Raw genomic sequence first — 20,557 nt, 5'->3', positions numbered from 1 at the left:
CGGGGCGCTGTTCCTGATGCGATTTTTTTGTCTTCTGTTGCGTAAATGTTAGGTTTATCTCACCATGTGAAACCGCAGGCTTTGATTCACCACTCAGGTTATTTCACTCATTCAGGAGCCAATATGATTACGCTGTGGGGCAGGAACAATTCAACCAACGTCAAGAAAGTGCTGTGGACGCTGGAAGAGCTGGATTTACCGTTTAACCAGATCATGGCCGGTTTGCAGTTTGGCGTGAACAAAGACGCCGAATATCTGGCGATGAACCCGAACGGGCTGGTGCCGCTGTTACGCGACGATGAAACCGATTTAACCCTGTGGGAATCCAACGCCATCGTACGTTATCTGGCGGCGCAATACGGGCAAAATCGCCTGTGGGTGGATAATCCTGCCCGTCGCGCCGAAGGGGAAAAATGGATGGACTGGGCGAACCAGACGCTTTCTGTGGCACACCGTCCGATCCTGATGGGACTGGTCAGAACCCCGGAAGCCGAGCGCGATTACGCCGCCATCAACGCCGGGAAAGAGGCCTGCGAGAAAATGTTTGCGCTGCTGGACGACGCCCTGGCGAATCAGCCGTGGCTCTCGGGCAGCGCGTTTGGCGTGGGCGATATCGCCGTCGGGCCGTTTATCTGGAACCTGACCAACGTCGGGCTGGAGTGGCAATCGCATCCGAACCTGGAGCGCTGGATCGCGCAGCTTAAAGAGCGCCCGGCTTTCCAGAAGGCGGTGATGATCCCGGTCAGCTAATCAGGCCCCGGACGGGCTGACTTTCAGCAGTTGCCCGTCCGATTCGTCGGTCAGCACGTACAGATAACCATCCGGCCCGACGCGCACATCGCGAACGCGGTTGCCTCTATCCCCCAGAATCCGCCCGTCCTCCGTCACCTTATCGCCGTTCACGCTGAGGACAATCACGTCCTTCTCTTTCAGCGCGCCGACAAACAGTTTGTTTTTCCACTGCGGGAAAACGTCACTGTTGTAGAACGCCATCCCGCTCACTGCGGGCGAGACTTTCCAGACGAACAGCGGCGGCTCGGTGCCTTCGACGTGCTCGCCTTTGGCTTCCGGAATTTTCAGGCCGCTGTAGTTGATGCCGTGCGTCGCCAGCGGCCAGCCGTAGTTTTTGCCTTTTTCGGGAATGTTGATCTCATCCCCGCCGCGCGGGCCGTGCTCGTTGAGCCATAGCACGTCGGTCCAGGGATTCATCGCCATGCCCTGCGGATTGCGAATGCCGTAGGACCAGATTTCCGGGCGCGCGCCCGCTTTATCGACGAACGGATTGTCCGCCGGAACCTTACCCTGATCCGTCAGACGCACCACTTTGCCCTGGAGTTTATCCAGATCCTGCGCCGTCGGGCGCTGGTTGTTCTCACCCAGCCCGATAAAGAGATAGCCTTTACCGTCGAAGACCAGCCGTCCGCCGAAGTGATTGCCCGTTGAGAGTTTCGGCATCTGGCGGAACACCACCAGGAAGGCTTCGACGCGCGACAGATCGTCGCTCAGACGACCATATCCCACCGCCGTGCCCGCTTTCCCGTCATTGCCGACTTCGGCGTAGCTCAGCCAGATGCGGCGCGATTTTTCAAAATCCGGGGCCAGCACCACGTCAAACAGCCCGCCCTGTCCGCTGTCCCAAACTTTCGGGATGCCGACAATCGGATCCGACAGCCCTTTCCCCGCCTGCCAGTGCTTGAGCTGCCCACCCCGCAGCGTTATCAACATCCCCTGGTTATCCGGCAAAAAGGCCAGCGACCAGGGGTGATCGAGTTTGGTTTGCAGCACATCGACTTTAACGGCTGCGGGCGCGGCCATCACCGAAGCAGAGAGGAATACAAGCGAGAGGGGAATCAGCGAAGATCGGCGCATTACGCACTCCTTTTTTCGACATTTGGCATAAAGAGTAGCCAGGTCGTTCGGGCGCGTGAGCACTTTTACAAAAGCTTAAGCAGAAGGGGGAGTCGCCTCCCCCGAGATTCAGTGCTGATGGAGCGCGGCATGCTCTTTCAGGCACATAATGCAGAGAGTCAGTGTCGTCAGGCAGTGTTCGAGTTTCTCTGCGCTGACGGCGACAAACGTTGGACAATCATGGTGTCCGGTCATCAGGCATACGGCAGCTTTGGACAACGCGTCAGCCGCGCGTTGCAGGACAAGCTGTTCATCAGCGTCGTAGTGATCCCGCAGGATCGGCGCTTTTTCACGCATGTAGTCACACAGTTCAAAACAATTATCACGCAGATGGTCGCTTTCGCTGACTGACATGTACCCTTTTGCCATCCTTAACTGCAGGTATGCCGCAAGGTCAATCCGGGCATTGATCAGCTTGTTCAGAAGATCGCGTTTCAGTCTGTCAACGGACATGCTATTTCCTCCCTTGTCAGCCATTGTGCAGGATCAGAATAAGCTCATTTTTTGTACAGAATAATGCGGCAGGTCAATAAATCGAAACTAATTAACATCATTTACAATGTAACAACTTTCCTGGCGCCAGGGCCGTAGGCCGGGTAAGGCGCAGCCGCCACCCGGCACTTTCCGCCACACTACCCCTTAATCTTCGGATCCAGCGCGTCGCGCAAGCCGTCACCCAACAGATTAAACGCCAGCACCGTAAAGAAGATCGCCAGGCTCGGGAAGATCGCCACGTGCGGCGCAATCACCATATCGGCCCGCGCTTCGTTAAGCATCGCGCCCCACTCCGGGGTCGGCGGCTGTGCGCCCAGTCCCAGAAACGACAGGCTCGCCGCCGAAATGATCGACACGCCGATACGCATGGTGAAATAGACCACAATCGAGGAGACCGTGCCGGGCAGGATATGGTTGAACAGGATCGTCGCATCGCTGGCGCCGATACTGCGCGCCGACTCGATAAACGTCTGCTGTTTCAGGACCAGCGTATTGCCGCGCACCAGGCGGGCAAACGCCGGAATGGAAAACACCGCCACGGCGATAATCACGTTCGCCATCCCGCTGCCCATGATCGCCACCACCGCGATCGCCAGCAAAATACCAGGAAAGGCAAACAGCACGTCGCAGATGCGCATGATAATGCGGTCCCACCAGCCTTCGTAAAAACCGGCCAGCAATCCCAGCACCGTGCCAATCGCCGCGCCGATCAGCACCGCGAACACGCCCGCCGCCAGCGAAATTTGTGCGCCCACCAGCACGCGGCTAAAGATATCGCGCCCCAGGGAATCCACGCCAAACCAGTGCATCATCGACGGGCCATCGTTCAGCCGGTCGTAGTCGAAGTAGTTTTCGGCATCGAACGGCGTGATCCACGGCGCCAGAATCGCCACCAGGATCAGCAGCAGAACGAACAATCCGGCGGTCATCGCCACCGGCTGACGGCGAAATCGACGCCAGAACTCAAGCCACGGCGTGCGGATATGGTCCGGTTTTAACCCCGGCATGGCCTGCAAAATGGCCTGACGACGCCAGTTAAACAATCGCATCTTACTTGTACCTGATAGCCGGGTTAATGGCGGCGTAGAGCACATCCACCACTAAGTTGATAAGAATAAACTCCAGTGAAAACAGCAGCACTTCTGCCTGAATCACCGGATAGTCGCGCATGTCGACGGAATCGACCAGCAGACGACCGAGCCCCGGCCAGTTAAAGACCTTCTCCACCACAATCGAGCCGCCGAGCAAAAAGCCAAACTGCAGGCCCATCATCGTCACGACCGGAATCATCGAGTTGCGCAGGCCGTGTTTGAGGATCACCCACTTCTCGCTCACCCCTTTGGCTCGCGCGGTGCGCATGTAGTCTTCACTCAGCACATCGACGAACGACGCGCGGGTAAAGCGCGCCATTACTGCAGCCACCGCCGCGCCTAAGGTCAGCGACGGCAGAATGTAGTGCTTCCAGGTATCCGCCCCCACCGTCGGCAGCCAGCCCAGTTCGACGGAGAAAATCTGCATCAGCAGCATCCCCAGTGCAAAGGCCGGGAACGAAATCCCGGTGACGGCCAGCGCCATGCCGAGCTTATCCGGCCAGCGATTGCGCCAGACGGCGGCGATGATCCCTGCCGCCAGCCCGAAGATCATTGCCCAGCACATACTGGCAATCGTCAGCCAGAAGGTCGGCATAAAGCGGCTGGCAATCTCCTCGGAGACCGGACGGCGCGACACCATCGACGTACCGAAATCGCCCTGCAACACGTTGGTGATGTAGTGCCAGAACTGCACATACAGCGGCCTGTCGAGACCCAGCTGCTTGCGCACCATCTCAATGACCGTCGAATCCGCCTCCGGCCCGGCGATGAGCCGCGCCGGATCGCCGGGGAGCATATGGACAAACAAAAACACCAGCACCGCCACAATCAGCAGCGTGGGGATTAAGCCCAGCAGGCGTTTAAAAACATAATTCAGCATGCCTTTCCCTCTTATCCCGCAGGCCATCGCCCGCGGGAATGAGTTCTGTTATTTCAAATCCGCGTCATCGAAGCTGAAGCCCGTATCCGGCATGATGTAGAACCCGGTCAGCGCCTTGTTATGGGCAGAGACCAGTTTTTCAACCACCAGCGGTACCCACGGCGACTCTTTCCACAGGGTATCCTGCGCATCCTTGTACAGACGCTCTTTCTCGTCGGTTTTGGTGGTTTTGAGGGCGTCCGTCAGATCTTTGTCCACCTGCGGATTGCTGTAGAACGCGGTGTTGAACTGCGTCGGCGGCCAGTTCTGCGAGGCAAACAGCGGCGACAGCGCCCAGTCCGCTTCACCCGTCGAGGCGGTCCAGCCGGTGTAGAACATTCTCACGCCGCTCTCTTTCTGCCCTTTGCCTTCGACTTCGGCGGCGCGCTGGCCGGCGTCCATCGCCGTCAGTTGCACTTTGATGCCCACCTGCGCCAGCTGCTGCTGGGTGAACTGCAGCACTTTCTGCGCAGTGCTGTGATTGTGCGAAGACCAGAGCGTGGTGCTAAAGCCGTTCGGGAAGCCCGCCTCTTTCAGCAATTCGCGCGCTTTCGCCGGATCGTAAGGCCACGGCTTGTAGGTCTGGGCGTAGGCAATTGACGGCGGGACGATACCCGTCGCCGGGGTGGCGTAACCCGCAAAAGCCACCTTCACCAGCGCCTGACGGTTAATAGCGTAGTTGATCGCCTCACGCACTTTTGGGTTATCAAACGGCTTTTGCGTGACGTTCATGCTGATGTAGCGCTGCATGATCGACGGGCTGGCGACCAGCTCCAGCTTGCTGTTTTTTTCCAGAATCGCGGCCTGCTCGTAAGGGATCGGGAAGGCAAACTGCGCTTCGCCGGTTTGCAGCATCGCCGCGCGGGAGTTGTTATCGACCACCGGACGCCAGGTGATGGTGTCCAGCTTCGGCAGCCCTTTCTGCCAGTACCCGGCGAATTTCTTCACCTTCACAAAATCGGTTTGATTCCAGGTCACCAGCTCGTACGGCCCGGTGCCGACCGGGTGGAAGCCAATCTCTTTGCCGTATTTTTTCAGCGCTTCCGGGGAGATCATCGCCGTCGCCGGGTGCGCCAGGATATTGATAAACGCCGAGAACGGCTCTTTCAGGGTGATTTTCACCGTGGTCGGATCGACCGCTTCGGTGCTGGCGATGTTTTTATACAGGTTATAGCGCTTGAGGCTGTTTTCTTTATCGCTCGCGCGATCGAGGTTCACCTTCACCGCCTCGGCGTTGAAATCGGTCCCGTCCTGGAACTTGACGCCGCTGCGCAGTTTGATGGTGTAGACCAGGCCGTCATCGGAGACGGTATAGCTCTCGGCCAGCACGTTTTTCAGCTTCATCTCTTTATCAAGGCCGAATAGCCCCTGATAGAAAGATTTTGCCACCGCCTGCGACAGCGTGTCGTTGGCGTCATACGGATCCAGCGTGGTGAAGTTGGACGCCACGGCGACCACCACATCTTTGGCCGCAAACGCGGGCGTTGCAGCCAGCGCGGCCGTCACGCTCGCGGCTAACAGCCATGAACGAGCAACAAATTTTGTCATTGTATTCTCCTGTTGTTCCCTGTCTGTCAAAGGCTATAAGCGTGAAAATGCATTGTGTTGATGCGGCGGGGCCACAAAATGACCGGGGCCGACTTCGCGCAGAACCACACGCTCCGTCGCTTCGCCGCGTTTACGGATATTGCCCGGCATCTCATCCTGCAACAGCACGCGCTGGCCGTGGCGATGCGCCGGATCGGCCACCGGAACGGCGGCCATCAGCTTGCGGGTATAAGGATGCTGCGGGTTTTCAAACACCGCGCGGCGTGGGCCAATCTCGACGATCTGCCCCATGTACATCACCGCCACGCGATGGCTGATGCGCTCGACCACCGCCATGTCGTGGGAGATAAACAAAAACGCGATGCCCAGCTCGCGCTGAAGATCGAGCAATAAGTTGATGATTTGCGCGCGGATGGAGACATCCAGCGCCGAGACGGATTCGTCGGCAATCACCACCTTGGGATTCAGCGCCAACGCGCGGGCAATGCAGATACGCTGGCGCTGACCGCCGGAAAACTCGTGCGGATAACGCCAGGCATGTTCCGGCTTCAACCCCACGCGTTCCAGTAGCCAGGCGACGCGCCGCTGCCCCTCTTCGCCTTTCAGCAGGCCATGCACCCGCAGCGGCTCCATGATCGAGTAACCGACCGTCTGGCGCGGATCGAGGGACGCATACGGATCCTGGAAGATAAACTGAATATCCCGGCGCAGGGGCTGCAATTTACTGGCGGGCAAGGTGTCGATGCGCTCGCCGTTAAAGGTAATGCTCCCCTCCTGGGACTCCACCAGTCTGAGCAGCGCCCGTCCGGTGGTCGATTTTCCGCAGCCGGATTCGCCCACCAGCGCCAGGGTTTCGCCCGGCCAGAGATCAAAACTGACGTGTTCAACGGCATGCACTTCGCGCTTCACGCGATTAAGCAGCCCGCCGCGCAGCGGGAATCGGGTGACCAGATCGCGCACCTTAAGAATCGGCTCGCCCGGTACCACTGTGTCTTGTTCGGTTTCCGCACTTTGCGCCACGCCTGGCGAAATCAGCGGGAAACGGCGCGGCAAATCGGTGCCGTTCATCGCACCTAATCGCGGAACCGCCGCCAGCAGCGCTTTGGTGTAAGGGTGTTCCGGGGCGTGGAAAATCTGCTCCACGCTGCCGGTTTCAACGGCTTCACCCTGATACATCACCAGCACCCGGTCGGCGATATCGGCGACCACGCCCATATCGTGGGTGATAAAAATCACCCCCATCTCCATCTCCTGCTGCAGGACTTTGATGAGCTGGAGGATCTGCGCCTGGATGGTCACATCCAGCGCGGTGGTCGGTTCGTCGGCAATCAGCACCGCCGGACGGCACGACAGCGCCATGGCGATCATCACCCGCTGGCGCATCCCGCCCGAAAGTTGATGCGGATAGCGCCCGAGGATGGTCTGGGCTTCAGGAATGCGCACCAGCTCCAGCATGCGTTTGGCTTCCGCCAGCGCCTGCTCGCGGTTGAGCCCCTGATGCAACCGAATAGATTCGGCGATCTGCTCGCCCACCGGAAACACCGGATTGAGCGAAGTCATCGGCTCCTGGAAAATCATCGCCATGTCCGCGCCGCGCACGCTCTGCATTTGCGACTGACTCAGTTCGGTAAGATCGATCACCTGCCGGTTGCGACGGCGCAACAGCAGGCTGTCGCAGTCGATGATCCCGCCCGCCTGTTCCAGCAGACGCATCAGCGACAGAGCGGTGACGGATTTCCCGGAGCCGGACTCACCGACAATCGCCAGCGTTTCGCCTCGCTTGAGAGAGAACGAAAGCTGTTTTACCGCCGGGACAGGCCGCCGCTCTTCCTGAAACGCGATGTTCAGGTTGTGGACGGCCAGAACTTCCCGGCTGTCCAGTTCGTTACTGTGCGGCACGCATAAACCCCTTATTCACGATAAATTCCCGTCGATGGCGCATCGCCGGCATAACCCCAGGCGCGATACATCCCTTCACTGTTAAACGGCAAGGCAACGTTGCCCTCGCGATCGACGGCAATCAGCCCGCCGCTGCCGCCGAGCGCCGGGAGTTTTTCCATCACCACGCGCTCGCAGGCCTCGGCGAGGCTTAAGTTGCCGTAATCCATCAATGCGGCGATGTCATACGCGGCGAGCGTGCGGATAAAGACTTCGCCGGTGCCGGTACAGGAGACCGCCACGCTGGCGTTATTGGCATAGCATCCCGCGCCCGGCAGAGGGCTGTCCCCTACCCGACCCGGTAATTTGTTGGTCATACCGCCGGTCGAGGTGGCTGCCGCGAGGTTGCCCTCTTTGTCCAGCGCCACCGCGCCGACGGTGCCCATTTTGGTGCTTTCATCCAGCGGTGCCGCGTGATCGAGCTGGGTGATCCCCGCGTCGCGCGCTTCCAATAATTGCTGATAACGCTCGGGCGTCGAGAAGATCTGTGCAGGGACTAATTCCATGCCATGCTCCGCGGCAAACTGCTCCGCGCCTGGACCCGTCATCAGGACGTGCGGGCTTTGCTCCATCACCAGACGCGCCGCCAGAATCGGGTTGCGCAGATGGCTGACACCCGCCACCGCGCCCGCTTTCAGGCTGTTGCCGTCCATCACGCAGGCGTCCAGCTCGTGGGTTTCGTCGCGGGTAAAGACCGAACCAACACCCGCGTTAAACAGCGGGCACTCTTCCAGCAAACGTACCGCCTCGGTGACGACATCCAGCGCGCTCTCGCCCGCCTCCAGCATCCGCTGGCCCGCTTCGACAATGGCAGAAAGCGCATCGACATAGCGAATTTCCTGCTCCGGACTCAGCTTCGCCCGGGTAATCGCCCCTGCGCCGCCGTGAATTGCGATTACCGCATTACCCATTTCATCACCTGTCAGCGTAAAGGCGCTGCTTTTCCTATAAATATCATTATCGTGGTCAGATCTTTCAGATGAATTTTGAATATAGAAAGACGCAGAGGTGATGTAAAGACTACACCCTCCGTGTCATACAGTTAGAGGCACTTTTCTGTCATAATGCCCGCTTTCGTAGCTCACCCGCAGGAGTAACCCATGGATTTTACCGCCGGACTGATGCCGCTTGAAACGGCACTCGCACAGATGCTCGACCGAATCACCCCGCTGAGAGAGCACGAAACGCTACCTTTGCTGCGCGGCTTTGGGCGCGTTCTGGCGCGCGACGTGGTCTCTCCGCTGAACGTGCCGGGGTTTGATAACTCGGCGATGGACGGTTACGCGGTGCGCCTGGCGGATATTCAGGCGGGAAATGCTTTACCGGTTGCCGGGAAAGCCTTCGCCGGTCAGCCTTTCGCTGGCGAGTGGCCGCAGGGTTCGTGCATTCGCATCATGACCGGTGCGCCGGTGCCTGACGGATGCGACGCGGTGGTGATGCAGGAAGAGACCGAACAGACCGACGCAGGCGTCCGCTTTACCGCCAGCGTCAAAGCAAACCAGAACATCCGCCGCGCCGGAGAAGATATCGCCCAGGGCGCGACGGTCTTCGCCGCCGGTACGAAACTGACAGTGGCGGAGCTGCCGGTGCTGGCATCGCTCGGCATTCCTGATATCGACGTGGTGCGCAAAGTGCGCGTCGCGGTCTTCTCCACCGGGGATGAACTGCAGCTGCCGGGCGAGGCGTTGCAGGCAGGGCAAATCTACGACACGAACCGTCTGGCCGTGCATCTGATGCTGGAGCAGCTGGGCTGCGAGGTGATTAACCTTGGCATTATCCCGGACGATCCAGAAAAACTGCGCGCGGCCTTTATCGAAGCGGACAAATCCGCCGACGTGGTGGTCAGCTCCGGCGGCGTCTCCGTCGGCGAGGCGGACTACACCAAAACCATTCTCGACGAGCTGGGCGAAATCGGCTTCTGGAAGCTGGCGATCAAACCGGGCAAACCTTTTGCCTTTGGCAAACTGGAGCACAGCTGGTTCTGCGGCCTGCCGGGCAATCCGGTCTCGGCGGCTTTGACTTTTTATCAGCTGGTGCAGCCGCTGCTGGCGAAACTCTCCGGTGATAAAGCGTCGGGCCTGCCGGTGCGTCAGCGGGTGCGCGCTGCTACGCGACTCAAGAAATCGCCAGGGCGTCTGGATTTCCAGCGCGGCATTCTGGCGCTTAACGCCGACGGCGAGCTGGAAGTGAGCACCACCGGGCATCAGGGTTCGCACATCTTTAGCTCGTTCAGCCAGGGCAACTGTTTCATCGTCCTGGAGCGTGAGCGCGGGAATGTAGAAGCCGGTGAGTGGGTTGAGGTTGAAGCCTTTAACCATCTGTTCGGAGGCTAAGATGACGGTGGAGCTGAGCGACCAGGAGATGCTGCGCTATAACCGGCAGATCGTCCTGCGCGGGTTTGATTTCGACGGGCAGGAGGCGCTGAAAGCGGCGCACGTGCTGGTCGTCGGACTGGGTGGTTTAGGCTGCGCGGCGGCGCAATACCTGGCAGCGGCGGGCGTCGGCAATATGACGCTGCTGGATTTTGATACCGTGTCGGTGTCGAACTTACAGCGCCAGACGCTGCACAGCGACGCGACCATCGGCCAGCCGAAAGTGGTCTCGGCGCGCGACGCGCTGGCGCGCATTAACCCGAATGTTCACTTTACCCTTATCGACGGGATGCTCGACGAGGCGGCGCTGTCCGCGCAAATCGCGCAGCACCATATCGTGCTCGACTGCACCGACAACGTGACCGTGCGCAACCAGCTCAACGCGGGCTGTTTTGCCCATAAAACTCCGCTGATTTCCGGAGCGGCGATTCGCATGGAAGGGCAGATCTCTGTCTTTACCTATGCGGACGGCGAGCCGTGCTATCGCTGTTTAAGCCGCTTGTTCGGCGAGAATGCCCTCACCTGCGTCGAAGCGGGCGTGATGGCGCCGCTGGTAGGGGTGATTGGTTCATTGCAGGCGATGGAGGCGATTAAAGTGCTGACGCATTACGGCACACCGGCCGCCGGGAAAATCGTGATGTACGACGCGATGACCTGCCAGTTTCGGGAGATGAAGTTGATACGCAATTCAGGGTGCGAGGTGTGTCATTCATAAAAAAGCCGGGTGGCGGCTTCGCCTTACCCGGCCTACAAAACTGACGCATTACGGCACGCCGGCCGCCGGGAAAATCGTGATGTACGACGCGATGACCTGCCAGTTTCGGGAGATGAAGTTGATGCGCAATTCGGGGTGCGAGGTGTGCGGAGGGTAAAACCTGTGCTGTGCGGTCTGGTGCCCTCACCCCAGCCCTCTCCCACGGGGAGAGGGAGAAAACATTAAAAACGGCAACGATGTTGCCGTTTTGCATTTACCTCGTAGGCCGGATAAGCGTTAGCGCCATCCGGCAATGAAGTTAGATTGACGTCCGTCCAAACGCACTCTGCCAGTCCTGCTCAAACTTCACTACCGCCGCATCCACTGCCGGAGAGGTAATTAACTGCTGCGCCACGTCCAGCGGCAGGGTGATCGACTCGCAACCCGCCAGCATACAGTCCAGCGCCTGACGCGGGGTTTTGAAGCTCGCGGCCAGCACTTTGGCGTGCGGGGCGTGCAGCGTTAACAGCTGCTGAAGTTCCACCACGGTCTGAATTCCATCTCCGCCCTGCGCATCCAGGCGATTGACGTACGGCGCGACATAATCTGCCCCCGCTAACGCCGACAACATCCCCTGCGCCGCGCTGTACACCGCCGTCCCCAGCGTCGGAATCCCTTCCGCTTTCAACATTTTGATCGCCGCCAGCCCTTCCGCCGTGACCGGCACTTTCACCACCAGATCGTTAATGATGGCGCGCAGCTTACGGGCGTCTTCCACCATGCCTTCTGCGGTGGTCGCCATTACCTGCGCGAACAGACGCCCTTTTCCGCCGAGGGCGTCATGCAGCTCTGGCAGCAACACGTCCAGCGGCTTTTTACCGGTGGCGACGATGCTTGGGTTGGTCGTTACGCCCGCTAACGGGAAAATGCGTGCCAGTTTTTTGACTGCGGCTACGTCAGATGTGTCGAGATAGAATTCCATGATGTCACCCTCAAAATTAACCTGCCGTAACACTACCACGTAAAAACCTTCCTCAGAGTTGACGCACATCAAAATAACTTTCATTCGAAAGTTATTTAATATTCATACGCAACAAGAGGCGAAAATATGATCTTCAATATTCAGCGTTACTCCACCCACGACGGCCCAGGTATTCGTACCGTGGTGTTCCTGAAGGGCTGCTCCCTCGGCTGCCGCTGGTGTCAGAACCCGGAGAGCCGCTCCCGCACGCGGGATGTGCTGTTTGATGCGCGTCTGTGCCTCGAAGGCTGCGACCTGTGCCAGCAGGCCGCACCGGGGATTATCGACCGCGCGCTGAACGGACTGATCATCCATCGCGAAAAACTCAACGAAACCCATCTCGACGCCCTCACCGAATGCTGCCCGACCCAGGCGCTGACGGTCTGCGGCGAAGAAAAACAGGTGGCCGACATTATGGCCACCGTCCTGCGCGACAAGCCTTTTTACGATCGCAGCGGCGGCGGGATCACTCTCTCCGGCGGCGAACCCTTTATTAGCCCGGGCCTGGCCCATTCGCTGTTTAAAGCCAGCCACGAACAAGGGATTCATACGGCGGTCGAAACCTGCCTGCACGTGCCATGGCATTACATCGAACCGGCTTTGCCCTATGTCGATCTGTTCCTCGCGGACCTGAAACACGTCGATGCCGAGGTCTTTAAACAGTGGACCGACGGCTCGGCAAAGCGGGTGCTGGAGAACTTAAAGCGCCTGGCCGCTGCCGGAAAAGAGCTGACCATCCGCGTCCCGCTGATTCAGGGTTTTAACGCCGACGAAGCCTCGATTAAAGCCATCACCCGTTTCGCCGCCGACGAACTGAACGTCCGCGATATCCACTTTTTGCCGTACCACACCCTTGGCATGAACAAATACACCCTGCTCGGCCTTCCCTACTCTGCCCCTGACAAACCGCTCGATAACCCTGAGTTACTGGATTTTGCCCAACAGTTTGCGGCCCAGAATGGGTTAACGGCGACCTTACGAGGATAATGTTATGACACAGCTGAATCTGAACACCCTGACAGACCGCATTAAGGCGCACAAAACCGCTCTGGTGCATATCGTCAAACCGCCGGTCTGTACCGAGCGCGCGCAGCACTACACCGAAATGTACCAGCAGCACATGGACAAACCGATCCCGGTGCGTCGCGCGCTGGCGCTGGCCCATCATCTGGCCAAACGCACCATCTGGATCAAACACGACGAACTGATTATTGGCAACCAGGCCAGCGTTGTGCGCGCCGCGCCGATCTTCCCGGAGTACACCGTCTCGTGGATTGAAAAAGAGATCGACGATCTGGCCGACCGTCCGGGCGCAGGCTTCGCGGTGAGCGAAGAGAACAAGCGCGTGCTGCACGACGTCTGCCCGTGGTGGCGCGGCCAGACGGTTCAGGATCGCTGCTACGGCATGTTTACCGACGAGCAAAAAGGGCTGCTGGAAACCGGCATCATTAAAGCCGAAGGCAACATGACCTCCGGCGATGCGCACCTGGCGGTGAACTTCCCGCTGCTGCTGGAAAAGGGCCTCGACGGGATGCGCGCCAAAGTGGCAGAGCGCCGGACCCGCATCAACCTGACCGTGCTGGAAGACTTGCACGGCGATCAGTTCCTGAAAGCCATTGATATCGTGCTGGAAGCGGTCACCCTGCACATCCAGCGCTTTGCCGCCCTGGCGCGTGAAATGGCGAGCAATGAGATCCGCGAAAGCCGCCGCGACGAGCTGCTGGCGATGGCGGAAAACTGCGACGTGATTGCCCACGAGCCGCCAAAAACTTTCTGGCAGGCGCTGCAGCTGTGCTATTTCATCCAGCTGATCCTGCAAATTGAATCCAACGGTCACTCGGTTTCGTTTGCGCGTATGGACCAGTATCTCTATCCGTTCTACCGCCGCGACGTGGAGTTGAATAACACGCTGGGACGTGAACAGGCGATTGAACTGCTGCACAGCTGCTGGCTGAAACTGCTGGAAGTGAACAAGATCCGCTCCGGCTCGCACTCGAAAGCGTCGGCGGGCAGCCCGCTGTATCAGAACGTCACCATTGGCGGGCAGAAACTGGTGAACGGCGAGCCGATGGATGCGGTCAACCCGCTCTCCTACGCGATTCTGGAATCCTGCGGTCGTCTGCGCTCCACCCAGCCAAACCTCAGCGTGCGTTATCACGCGGGGATGAGCAACGATTTCCTCGACGCCTGCGTGCAGGTGATCCGCTGCGGCTTCGGCATGCCAGCGTTTAACAACGACGAAATTGTTATCTCTGAGTTCATCAAACTCGGCGTCGAAAAAGAGGACGCTTACGATTACGCGGCGATCGGCTGCATCGAAACCGCCGTCGGCGGCAAGTGGGGCTATCGCTGCACCGGCATGAGCTTTATCAACTTCGCCCGCGTGATGCTGGCGGCGATGGAAGGTGGCCGCGACGCCACCAGCGGCAAGGTGTTCCTGCCGCAGGACAAAGCGCTGTCGGCGGGTAACTTCGACAACTTCGACGAGGTGATGGCCGCCTGGGATAACCAGATCCGCTACTACACCCGCAAATCGATCGAAATTGAGTACGTGGTCGATACCATGCTGGAGGAGAACGTCCACGATATTCTCTGCTCGGCGCTGGTGGATGACTGCATCGAACGCGCGAAAAGCATCAAAGAAGGTGGCGCGAAATATGACTGGGTGTCCGGTTTGCAGGTCGGTATCGCCAACCTCGGCAACAGCCTGGCGGCGGTGAAAAAGCTGGTGTTCGAACAGGGCACTATCGGTCAGCAGCAGCTGGCGAAGGCGCTGGCAGAGGACTACGACGGTCTGACGCACGAACAGCTGCGCCAGCGTTTGATCAACGGCGCGCCGAAGTACGGCAACGACGATGACAGCGTGGATCTCCTGCTTACTCGTGCTTATGAAACTTATATCGAAGAGCTGAAGCAGTATCACAACCCGCGCTACGGTCGCGGTCCGATTGGCGGGAACTACTACGCGGGTACCTCGTCTATCTCCGCGAACGTGCCGTTTGGCGCAGCAACGATGGCGACACCGGACGGTCGTAAAGCCCATACGCCGCTGGCGGAAGGCGCGAGCCCGGCTTCCGGTACCGACCATCTCGGCCCAACGGCGGTGATTGGTTCCGTCGGCAAGCTGCCAACGGAGGCGATTCTCGGCGGCGTGCTGCTGAACCAGAAGCTGAACCCGGCGACGCTGGAAAACGATTCGGACCGCCAGAAGCTGATGGTACTCCTGCGCACCTTCTTCGAGGTGCATAAAGGCTGGCACATTCAGTACAACATCGTGTCGCGCGAGACGCTGCTGGAAGCGAAGAAACATCCTGACCAGTATCGTGACCTGGTGGTGCGCGTCGCGGGCTACTCCGCGTTCTTCACCGCCCTGTCGCCGGATGCCCAGGACGATATTATCGCCCGGACTGAGCATACGCTTTAATTTCCACCGGACGGTCCCCTCTCCCTTGAGGGAGAGGGTTAGGGTGAGGGGGAAATGCGCGCGCTGATGCGGGTTCGTGCGGTCTGATGCCCTCACCCCGGCCCTCTCCCACGGGGAGAGGGTGCAAACACTAAAACAGCAACCTTTGGGTTGCTGTTTGCTTTTGCTTTCGAATGAAATAAATTTGTGGTTCGGGTCACATTGTTATTAGAATGTTGCTGGTCGCAGTAATATTCTGGAGAGCAATGTATGACCGTAAAAGTTATCGTCACCGATATGGACGGAACTTTCCTTGATGACGCCAAGCAGTACGATCGTGACCGCTTTTTGGCGCAATTTCAGCAGCTTCAGGCCCGCGACATCGAGTTCGTGGTCGCCAGCGGGAATCAGTATTACCAGCTCATCTCCTTCTTCCCGGAACTGAAAGAACAGATCTCCTTCGTGGCGGAAAACGGCGCCCTGGTCTTCGATCACGGCGAGCAAATTTTCCACGGCGAACTGACGCGTCACGAATCACAGATCGTGATCGGCGAATTACTGAAAGACAAACAGCTCAACTTCGTCGCCTGCGGGCTGGAGAGCGCCTACGTCAGCAAAAACGCACCGGACGAATTCGTGGCGCTGATGTCCAAACACTACCATCGCTTACAGCGCATCAGCGACTATCAGGAGATCGACGACGTGCTGTTTAAGTTCTCCCTGAACCTGCCGGACAGCGATATTCCTGACCTCATCGACAAACTGCACGTCTCGTTAGACGGCATCATGAAACCCGTCACCAGCGGCTTTGGCTTTGTTGATTTGATCATTCCTGGCCTGCACAAAGCCAACGGCATCAGCCGCCTGCTGAAACGCTGGAATGTCTCTCCCCAGGAGTGCGTGGCGATTGGTGACAGCGACAACGACGCGGAGATGCTCAAGCTGGTGAAATACTCGTTTGCCATGGGCAATGCGGCGGAAAGCATCAAAACCATCAGCAAATTCAGCACCGATGACAATAACCATCAGGGCGCGCTGAACGTCATTCAGGCCGTGCTCGACAATACCGCCCCGTTTTAACCTCTGATCCCTCCCCTGCCGGGGCGACGCTCCGGCACCTCACTCTTTTTTTCATCCTGTGCTGCCCGTCAAGTTTTTAAACTTGCATTAACTTATTTTTAACTTAAAGTATCACTTGTAGATACTTTTACTTTCGAATGAAAGACAGCGAGGCAGTTATGACCTTCTCCAGTGAAATTTTGCCTGCGGACCACAAAGCCGCCATTCGACAGTTAAAACGCGAGTTACGTGCCCAAATCGGTGACGTTCAGGGCGTTTTTGATAAGCTCAGCGATAAAATTGCCACCCGCGTGGCGGAAATCAACGCCCTGAAAAGCAAGGGTGAAAGCGTTTGGCCGGTGATTCCGTTTGAAGATGTGAAGAACGGGAAGATCACGGCAGCGCAGCGCGAGGCGGTGAAACGCCGTGGCTGCGCGGTGATCAAAGGTCATTTCCCGCGCGAGCAGGCGCTGGCGTGGGATAACTCGATGCTCGACTATCTCGATCTCAACCAGTTTGACGAGGTGTACAAAGGGCCGGGGGATAACTTCTTTGGCACCTTAACCGCGTCACGCCCGGAGATTTTCCCGATCTACTGGTCGCAGGCGCAGATGCAGGCGCGTCAGAGTGAAGAGATGGCGCAGGTGCAATCGTTCCTGAACCGTTTATGGACATTCGAGAGCAACGGCAAACAGTGGTTCAACCCGGACGTCAGCGTGATCTACCCGGATCGCATCCGCCGCCGCCCGCCGGGCACCACCTCGAAAGGACTGGGCGCGCATACGGACTCCGGCGCGCTGGAACGCTGGCTGCTCCCCGCCTATCAGCAGGTGTTTGCCCGCGTGTTTGACGGGAATGTCGATCAGTACGATCCGTGGAATGCGGCGCACCGTACCGAAGTGGAAGAGTACACCGTGGATAACACCACCAAATGCTCGGTGTTCCGTACCTTCCAGGGCTGGACCGCGCTGTCGGATATGATCCCGAATCAGGGTCTGCTGCACGTGGTGCCGATCCCGGAGGCGATGGCCTACATTCTGCTGCGTCCGCTGCTGGATGATGTACCGGAAGATGAACTCTGCGGCGTTGCCCCAGGCCGCGTGCTGCCGGTCTCCGAGAAGTGGCATCCGCTGCTTATCGAAGCTCTGACCAGCATTCCGGCGCTGGAGGCGGGCGATTCCGTGTGGTGGCACTGCGACGTGATCCACTCGGTCGCGCCGGTGGAGAATCAGCAGGGCTGGGGCAACGTGATGTACATCCCTGCCGCGCCGATGTGCGAGAAAAACCTCGCCTACGCGCAGAAAGTGAAAGCGGCGCTGGAAACCGGGGCGTCACCGGGCGATTTCCCGCGCGAAGATTATGAGAAAACCTGGCAGGACCGCTTCACCCTGAACGATCTTAATATCCACGGGAAACGCGCGCTGGGCATGGCCTAAGCGTCGTACAGCCCTTCCCGCTCCACGGCGGTGCGTCGTTTTCCCTGACGTATCCGCCGTACCGACTCCCGCACTGCCAGCGTGCCGTTCAGCAACAGCGTCCCGACCGGCGCGTCCGGGCGCATCAGCCTTTGCTGGAGCATATGCACCGCTTCGGTTCCCAGTTCGTCGCGCGGGACATGCACCGCCGTCAAAGGCACATCCTGAATCGCGGCCAGATTAAAGCCGTCGATGCTCATTACCGAGACATCCTGCGGGACGCGCAGGCCGTGCTTTTGCAGGGCGCGAATCGTGCCCTCAGCCATGAAATCCCCGCCGACTAAAAAGGCCGTCGGCAGCGTTTTTTCCGCCATCTGGCTCAGCCATTCGCTCACCTGCTGCTCGGTCTCTTTGGCGCTGAAACTCGGCACCACCAGCAGGTCGCGCTTGTCGTTGAATTTGAGATTATGCCCGCGCCACGCATCGCGAATGCCCGCCAGACGCAGCTCCATGGTGTAGCGACGCAGGCACAGAACGTTCATTACCTCGCGATGGCCCATCTCGAACAGATACTCAGCCGCCCGTTCGCCAATCGCGCGGTGATCGGGTGCCACGGCGGGCAGGCGCATCCGCTGGTCCCGGCAGTTAATCAGCATGCAGGGCTTGCCGATATCGACGGCCAGATCGTGAATATGCGGGTCGTCAATGCCGAGCAAAATCGCCGCCTGGGTGTCGGGCTCGTTCATGCGCGCGAGAAACAGCTGCGCGTCGCTGTCGTTCTCCTCCAGCGCGCAGTAGCGTAGCCGGACTTCATGGGAGGCCAGCCCTTTGCTCACGCTCTGGATCACGCGGTAGTAAAAGATGTCGGACCGCTCGTCAAACGCGCGCTGCGGAGCGAAGACCACCAGACTGTTGAGCAGCAAGCGCCCGGCGGCCATGCCGTCCATCACCCCCAGCTCGCGCGCGCAGGCCAGCACTTTGATGCGCGCCTTTTCACTGGTGTTCGACTTCCCGGCCAGCACGCGGGAAACAGTGCTGATGGAAAGCTGCGTCCGGGCGGCGATTTCGGCGATTTTAAGTCTTTTATCCATTTTGTGATCTCGCTCCATTTGCCAAATGAAAAAATTTTCATAGCGTGAGATTGCGGTAACAGCAGGCTTTAACGGCATCATGCCAAAATAAACCGCGCAGTTATGAGAAAGCTTGCACAAAATCCACTATTTCCCGCTCATTCTCTCCCTTAAGGTGAACTTGTCACACCACTTCCATACTAGTTGCATAGCAACTTGAAGTCATAAAACAGATAACTATCAAAGGCATAAAAACCGGTGTGACACCCGATACGTTCATCCCCTTACCGTCCGTCTTGTGGAGAGAAAAATGAGTCAGGACATTAATACCCCTGTCGTGGCAAGCAAAGCCCGCCGCGTCATCAAGAATCTGCGCTGGTACGTGCTGGTGCTGTTTTTACTGGGCGTCACCGTTAACTACATCACCCGTAACTCGTTAGGTATCCTCGCGCCCGAGCTGAAAGAGAGCATGGGGATCACCACCGAGCAGTACTCTTGGATCGTCGGTGCATTCCAGATTGCCTATACCCTGTTCCAGCCCCTGTGCGGCTGGCTGATTGACGTGATTGGCCTGAAGATTGGCTTTATGGTCTGCGCCGGGATCTGGGCGCTGATGTGTATTTTCCACGCCGGAGCCAGCAGCTGGCTGCATCTGGCGGTTCTGCGCTTCTTCATGGGGGCATCGGAAGCCGCCGCGACACCGGCGAACGCCAAAACCATCGGCGAGTGGTTCCCGAAATCTGAGCGTCCGGTGGCTGCCGGTTGGGCAGGCGTCGGCTTCTCGATTGGGGCGATGCTGGCTCCACCAATCATCTACTTCGCTCACGCCTCCTTCGGCTGGCAGGGCGCGTTTATGTTTACCGGCGTGCTGGCGCTGCTGTGGGTGATCCTGTGGTGGGCCTTCTACCACAACCCGGAGCAGCACCCGAATCTGGGCAAGGACGAGCTGGCGTTTATTAAGCAGGATAACGAACCGCCAGCCGTCAGAATGCCGTTCCTGACCGCGCTGAAAACCGTCTCCAAAAACAAACGCTTCTACGGGATCGCTATTCCGGCCTTTATGGCGGAACCGGCCTGGGCGGTGCTGAGCTTCTGGGTGCCGCTGTATCTGGCGAAAGAGCACGGCATGGATCTGAAACAGATTGCGATGTTCGCCTGGCTGCCGTTCCTCGCCGCCGATCTGGGCAGCGTGGTCAGTGGCTACCTCACCCGCCTCTACACCCGCTGGTTCGGCTGTACTCGCGTGAACTCCGTCGTGGCGAGCTCCGTCACCGGTGCCTTCCTGATGATCTCCCTGGCGGCGGTTGCCATCACCCGTGACCCCTACATCACCATCGTGCTGATTTCCATCGGCGGTTTCGGCCATCAGATCATCTCCTGCATGTTAAGCGCCCTGGTGGTGGAGTCGTTCGACAAAGGCCAGATGGCCACCGTCAACGGTATGCGCGGCTCGGCGGCGTGGATCGCGAGCTTCCTGTTCTCTCTGTTAATTGGTGTGACCGCCGACAAAATCGGCTTCAACCCGCTCTTCATTGCCATGGGTTTCTTTGACCTGATTGGCGCTGTTTTCCTGGTGGCATTTATTGCTGAACGTCGCGCCAAGCGCGCCTGATAGTGGATGTAT

The 20,557-nt window shown here is 58.7% G+C and carries 17 protein-coding genes; 8 read left to right on the top strand and 9 right to left on the bottom strand.

Going from position 1 to position 20,557, the window contains the following annotated elements; all coding sequences use genetic code 11:
- Positions 1–123: 123 nt before the first annotated feature.
- Positions 124–750 (top strand): glutathione S-transferase family protein, encoded by a 627-nt coding sequence (locus U9O48_RS07670; protein ID WP_095281375.1) that lies wholly within the window; start codon positions 124–126, stop codon positions 748–750.
- Here U9O48_RS07670 and U9O48_RS07665 read toward each other — a convergent pair whose 3' ends face one another.
- The 7 genes from U9O48_RS07665 to iaaA form a co-directional block, all read right to left on the bottom strand.
- Positions 751–1,869, bottom strand: coding sequence for a PQQ-dependent sugar dehydrogenase (locus U9O48_RS07665; RefSeq protein ID WP_324723996.1), 1,119 nt, complete (start codon positions 1,867–1,869; stop codon positions 751–753). It lies immediately after the preceding gene.
- Between the two features lie 108 nt (positions 1,870–1,977).
- Positions 1,978–2,361, bottom strand: coding sequence for a biofilm formation regulator BssR (gene bssR / locus U9O48_RS07660; RefSeq protein WP_095281373.1), 384 nt, complete (start codon positions 2,359–2,361; stop codon positions 1,978–1,980).
- A 179-nt stretch (positions 2,362–2,540) separates the two neighbouring features.
- Positions 2,541–3,452: a glutathione ABC transporter permease GsiD gene (gene gsiD, locus U9O48_RS07655; RefSeq protein WP_282492303.1), complete on the bottom strand. Its 912-nt coding sequence runs from the start codon at positions 3,450–3,452 to the stop codon at positions 2,541–2,543.
- 1 nt (position 3,453) lies between these two features.
- The gene (gene gsiC / locus U9O48_RS07650; protein ID WP_095281371.1) at positions 3,454–4,374 is read right to left on the bottom strand and encodes a glutathione ABC transporter permease GsiC; all 921 of its coding nucleotides are present in this window, start codon (positions 4,372–4,374) and stop codon (positions 3,454–3,456) included.
- A 48-nt stretch (positions 4,375–4,422) separates the two neighbouring features.
- The gene (gsiB, locus tag U9O48_RS07645; RefSeq protein WP_282492302.1) at positions 4,423–5,961 is read right to left on the bottom strand and encodes a glutathione ABC transporter substrate-binding protein GsiB; all 1,539 of its coding nucleotides are present in this window, start codon (positions 5,959–5,961) and stop codon (positions 4,423–4,425) included.
- 33 nt (positions 5,962–5,994) lie between these two features.
- Entirely contained in the window at positions 5,995–7,860 is a 1,866-nt protein-coding gene (gene gsiA, locus U9O48_RS07640; protein WP_324723992.1) for a glutathione ABC transporter ATP-binding protein GsiA, read from the bottom strand.
- Between the two features lie 11 nt (positions 7,861–7,871).
- The gene (gene iaaA, locus U9O48_RS07635; protein ID WP_285149099.1) at positions 7,872–8,810 is read right to left on the bottom strand and encodes a beta-aspartyl-peptidase; all 939 of its coding nucleotides are present in this window, start codon (positions 8,808–8,810) and stop codon (positions 7,872–7,874) included.
- A gap of 189 nt (positions 8,811–8,999) precedes the next feature.
- Here iaaA and moeA point away from each other — a divergent pair, with 189 nt between their 5' ends.
- Positions 9,000–10,232, top strand: coding sequence for a molybdopterin molybdotransferase MoeA (gene moeA, locus U9O48_RS07630; protein WP_285149098.1), 1,233 nt, complete (start codon positions 9,000–9,002; stop codon positions 10,230–10,232).
- A gap of 1 nt (position 10,233) precedes the next feature.
- Complete coding sequence (moeB, locus tag U9O48_RS07625; protein ID WP_285149097.1) at positions 10,234–10,986, top strand: molybdopterin-synthase adenylyltransferase MoeB; 753 nt, start codon at positions 10,234–10,236, stop codon at positions 10,984–10,986.
- A gap of 298 nt (positions 10,987–11,284) precedes the next feature.
- Here moeB and fsa read toward each other — a convergent pair whose 3' ends face one another.
- Complete coding sequence (fsa, locus tag U9O48_RS07615) at positions 11,285–11,947, bottom strand: fructose-6-phosphate aldolase (protein ID WP_285149096.1); 663 nt, start codon at positions 11,945–11,947, stop codon at positions 11,285–11,287.
- 126 nt (positions 11,948–12,073) lie between these two features.
- On the opposite strand from fsa, the gene U9O48_RS07610 reads away from it, so the two are divergent.
- The 4 genes from U9O48_RS07610 (at position 12,074) to U9O48_RS07595 (ending at position 17,884) form a co-directional block, all read left to right on the top strand.
- Entirely contained in the window at positions 12,074–12,973 is a 900-nt protein-coding gene (locus U9O48_RS07610) for a glycyl-radical enzyme activating protein (RefSeq protein WP_285149095.1), read from the top strand.
- A 4-nt stretch (positions 12,974–12,977) separates the two neighbouring features.
- Positions 12,978–15,410, top strand: coding sequence for a formate C-acetyltransferase/glycerol dehydratase family glycyl radical enzyme (locus U9O48_RS07605; RefSeq protein ID WP_324723990.1), 2,433 nt, complete (start codon positions 12,978–12,980; stop codon positions 15,408–15,410).
- Between the two features lie 249 nt (positions 15,411–15,659).
- Positions 15,660–16,469: a Cof-type HAD-IIB family hydrolase gene (locus tag U9O48_RS07600; RefSeq protein ID WP_324723989.1), complete on the top strand. Its 810-nt coding sequence runs from the start codon at positions 15,660–15,662 to the stop codon at positions 16,467–16,469.
- A 158-nt stretch (positions 16,470–16,627) separates the two neighbouring features.
- Positions 16,628–17,884, top strand: coding sequence for a DUF1479 domain-containing protein (locus U9O48_RS07595; protein ID WP_282492294.1), 1,257 nt, complete (start codon positions 16,628–16,630; stop codon positions 17,882–17,884).
- Here the strand turns inward: U9O48_RS07595 and U9O48_RS07590 are convergent.
- Complete coding sequence (locus U9O48_RS07590; protein ID WP_324723987.1) at positions 17,881–18,954, bottom strand: LacI family DNA-binding transcriptional regulator; 1,074 nt, start codon at positions 18,952–18,954, stop codon at positions 17,881–17,883. The genes U9O48_RS07595 and U9O48_RS07590 overlap by 4 nt on opposite strands.
- A gap of 289 nt (positions 18,955–19,243) precedes the next feature.
- Here U9O48_RS07590 and U9O48_RS07585 point away from each other — a divergent pair, with 289 nt between their 5' ends.
- Positions 19,244–20,545 (top strand): MFS transporter, encoded by a 1,302-nt coding sequence (locus tag U9O48_RS07585; RefSeq protein ID WP_285145490.1) that lies wholly within the window; start codon positions 19,244–19,246, stop codon positions 20,543–20,545.
- Positions 20,546–20,557: the final 12 nt, after the last annotated feature.

It is taken from the genome of Lelliottia sp. JS-SCA-14, from assembly GCF_035593345.1.
Classification (GTDB): domain Bacteria; phylum Pseudomonadota; class Gammaproteobacteria; order Enterobacterales; family Enterobacteriaceae; genus Enterobacter; species Enterobacter wanjuensis.
This window is presented reverse-complemented; position numbering and strand designations above follow the sequence as displayed.

What these genes read in the sequence shown, in the direction of transcription:
- gsiB (WP_282492302.1), bottom strand. Translation starts at nt 5,961, where the DNA reads ATGACAAAATTTGTTGCTCGTTCATGGCTGTTAGCCGCGAGCGTGACG.
- U9O48_RS07585 (WP_285145490.1), top strand. Translation starts at nt 19,244, where the DNA reads ATGAGTCAGGACATTAATACCCCTGTCGTGGCAAGCAAAGCCCGCCGC.
- U9O48_RS07590 (WP_324723987.1), bottom strand. Translation starts at nt 18,954, where the DNA reads ATGGATAAAAGACTTAAAATCGCCGAAATCGCCGCCCGGACGCAGCTT.
- U9O48_RS07665 (WP_324723996.1), bottom strand. Translation starts at nt 1,869, where the DNA reads ATGCGCCGATCTTCGCTGATTCCCCTCTCGCTTGTATTCCTCTCTGCT.
- U9O48_RS07610 (WP_285149095.1), top strand. Translation starts at nt 12,074, where the DNA reads ATGATCTTCAATATTCAGCGTTACTCCACCCACGACGGCCCAGGTATT.
- U9O48_RS07600 (WP_324723989.1), top strand. Translation starts at nt 15,660, where the DNA reads ATGACCGTAAAAGTTATCGTCACCGATATGGACGGAACTTTCCTTGAT.
- iaaA (WP_285149099.1), bottom strand. Translation starts at nt 8,810, where the DNA reads ATGGGTAATGCGGTAATCGCAATTCACGGCGGCGCAGGGGCGATTACC.
- gsiD (WP_282492303.1), bottom strand. Translation starts at nt 3,452, where the DNA reads ATGCGATTGTTTAACTGGCGTCGTCAGGCCATTTTGCAGGCCATGCCG.
- bssR (WP_095281373.1), bottom strand. Translation starts at nt 2,361, where the DNA reads ATGTCCGTTGACAGACTGAAACGCGATCTTCTGAACAAGCTGATCAAT.
- moeA (WP_285149098.1), top strand. Translation starts at nt 9,000, where the DNA reads ATGGATTTTACCGCCGGACTGATGCCGCTTGAAACGGCACTCGCACAG.
- U9O48_RS07595 (WP_282492294.1), top strand. Translation starts at nt 16,628, where the DNA reads ATGACCTTCTCCAGTGAAATTTTGCCTGCGGACCACAAAGCCGCCATT.
- gsiC (WP_095281371.1), bottom strand. Translation starts at nt 4,374, where the DNA reads ATGCTGAATTATGTTTTTAAACGCCTGCTGGGCTTAATCCCCACGCTG.
- U9O48_RS07670 (WP_095281375.1), top strand. Translation starts at nt 124, where the DNA reads ATGATTACGCTGTGGGGCAGGAACAATTCAACCAACGTCAAGAAAGTG.
- U9O48_RS07605 (WP_324723990.1), top strand. Translation starts at nt 12,978, where the DNA reads ATGACACAGCTGAATCTGAACACCCTGACAGACCGCATTAAGGCGCAC.
- fsa (WP_285149096.1), bottom strand. Translation starts at nt 11,947, where the DNA reads ATGGAATTCTATCTCGACACATCTGACGTAGCCGCAGTCAAAAAACTG.
- moeB (WP_285149097.1), top strand. Translation starts at nt 10,234, where the DNA reads ATGACGGTGGAGCTGAGCGACCAGGAGATGCTGCGCTATAACCGGCAG.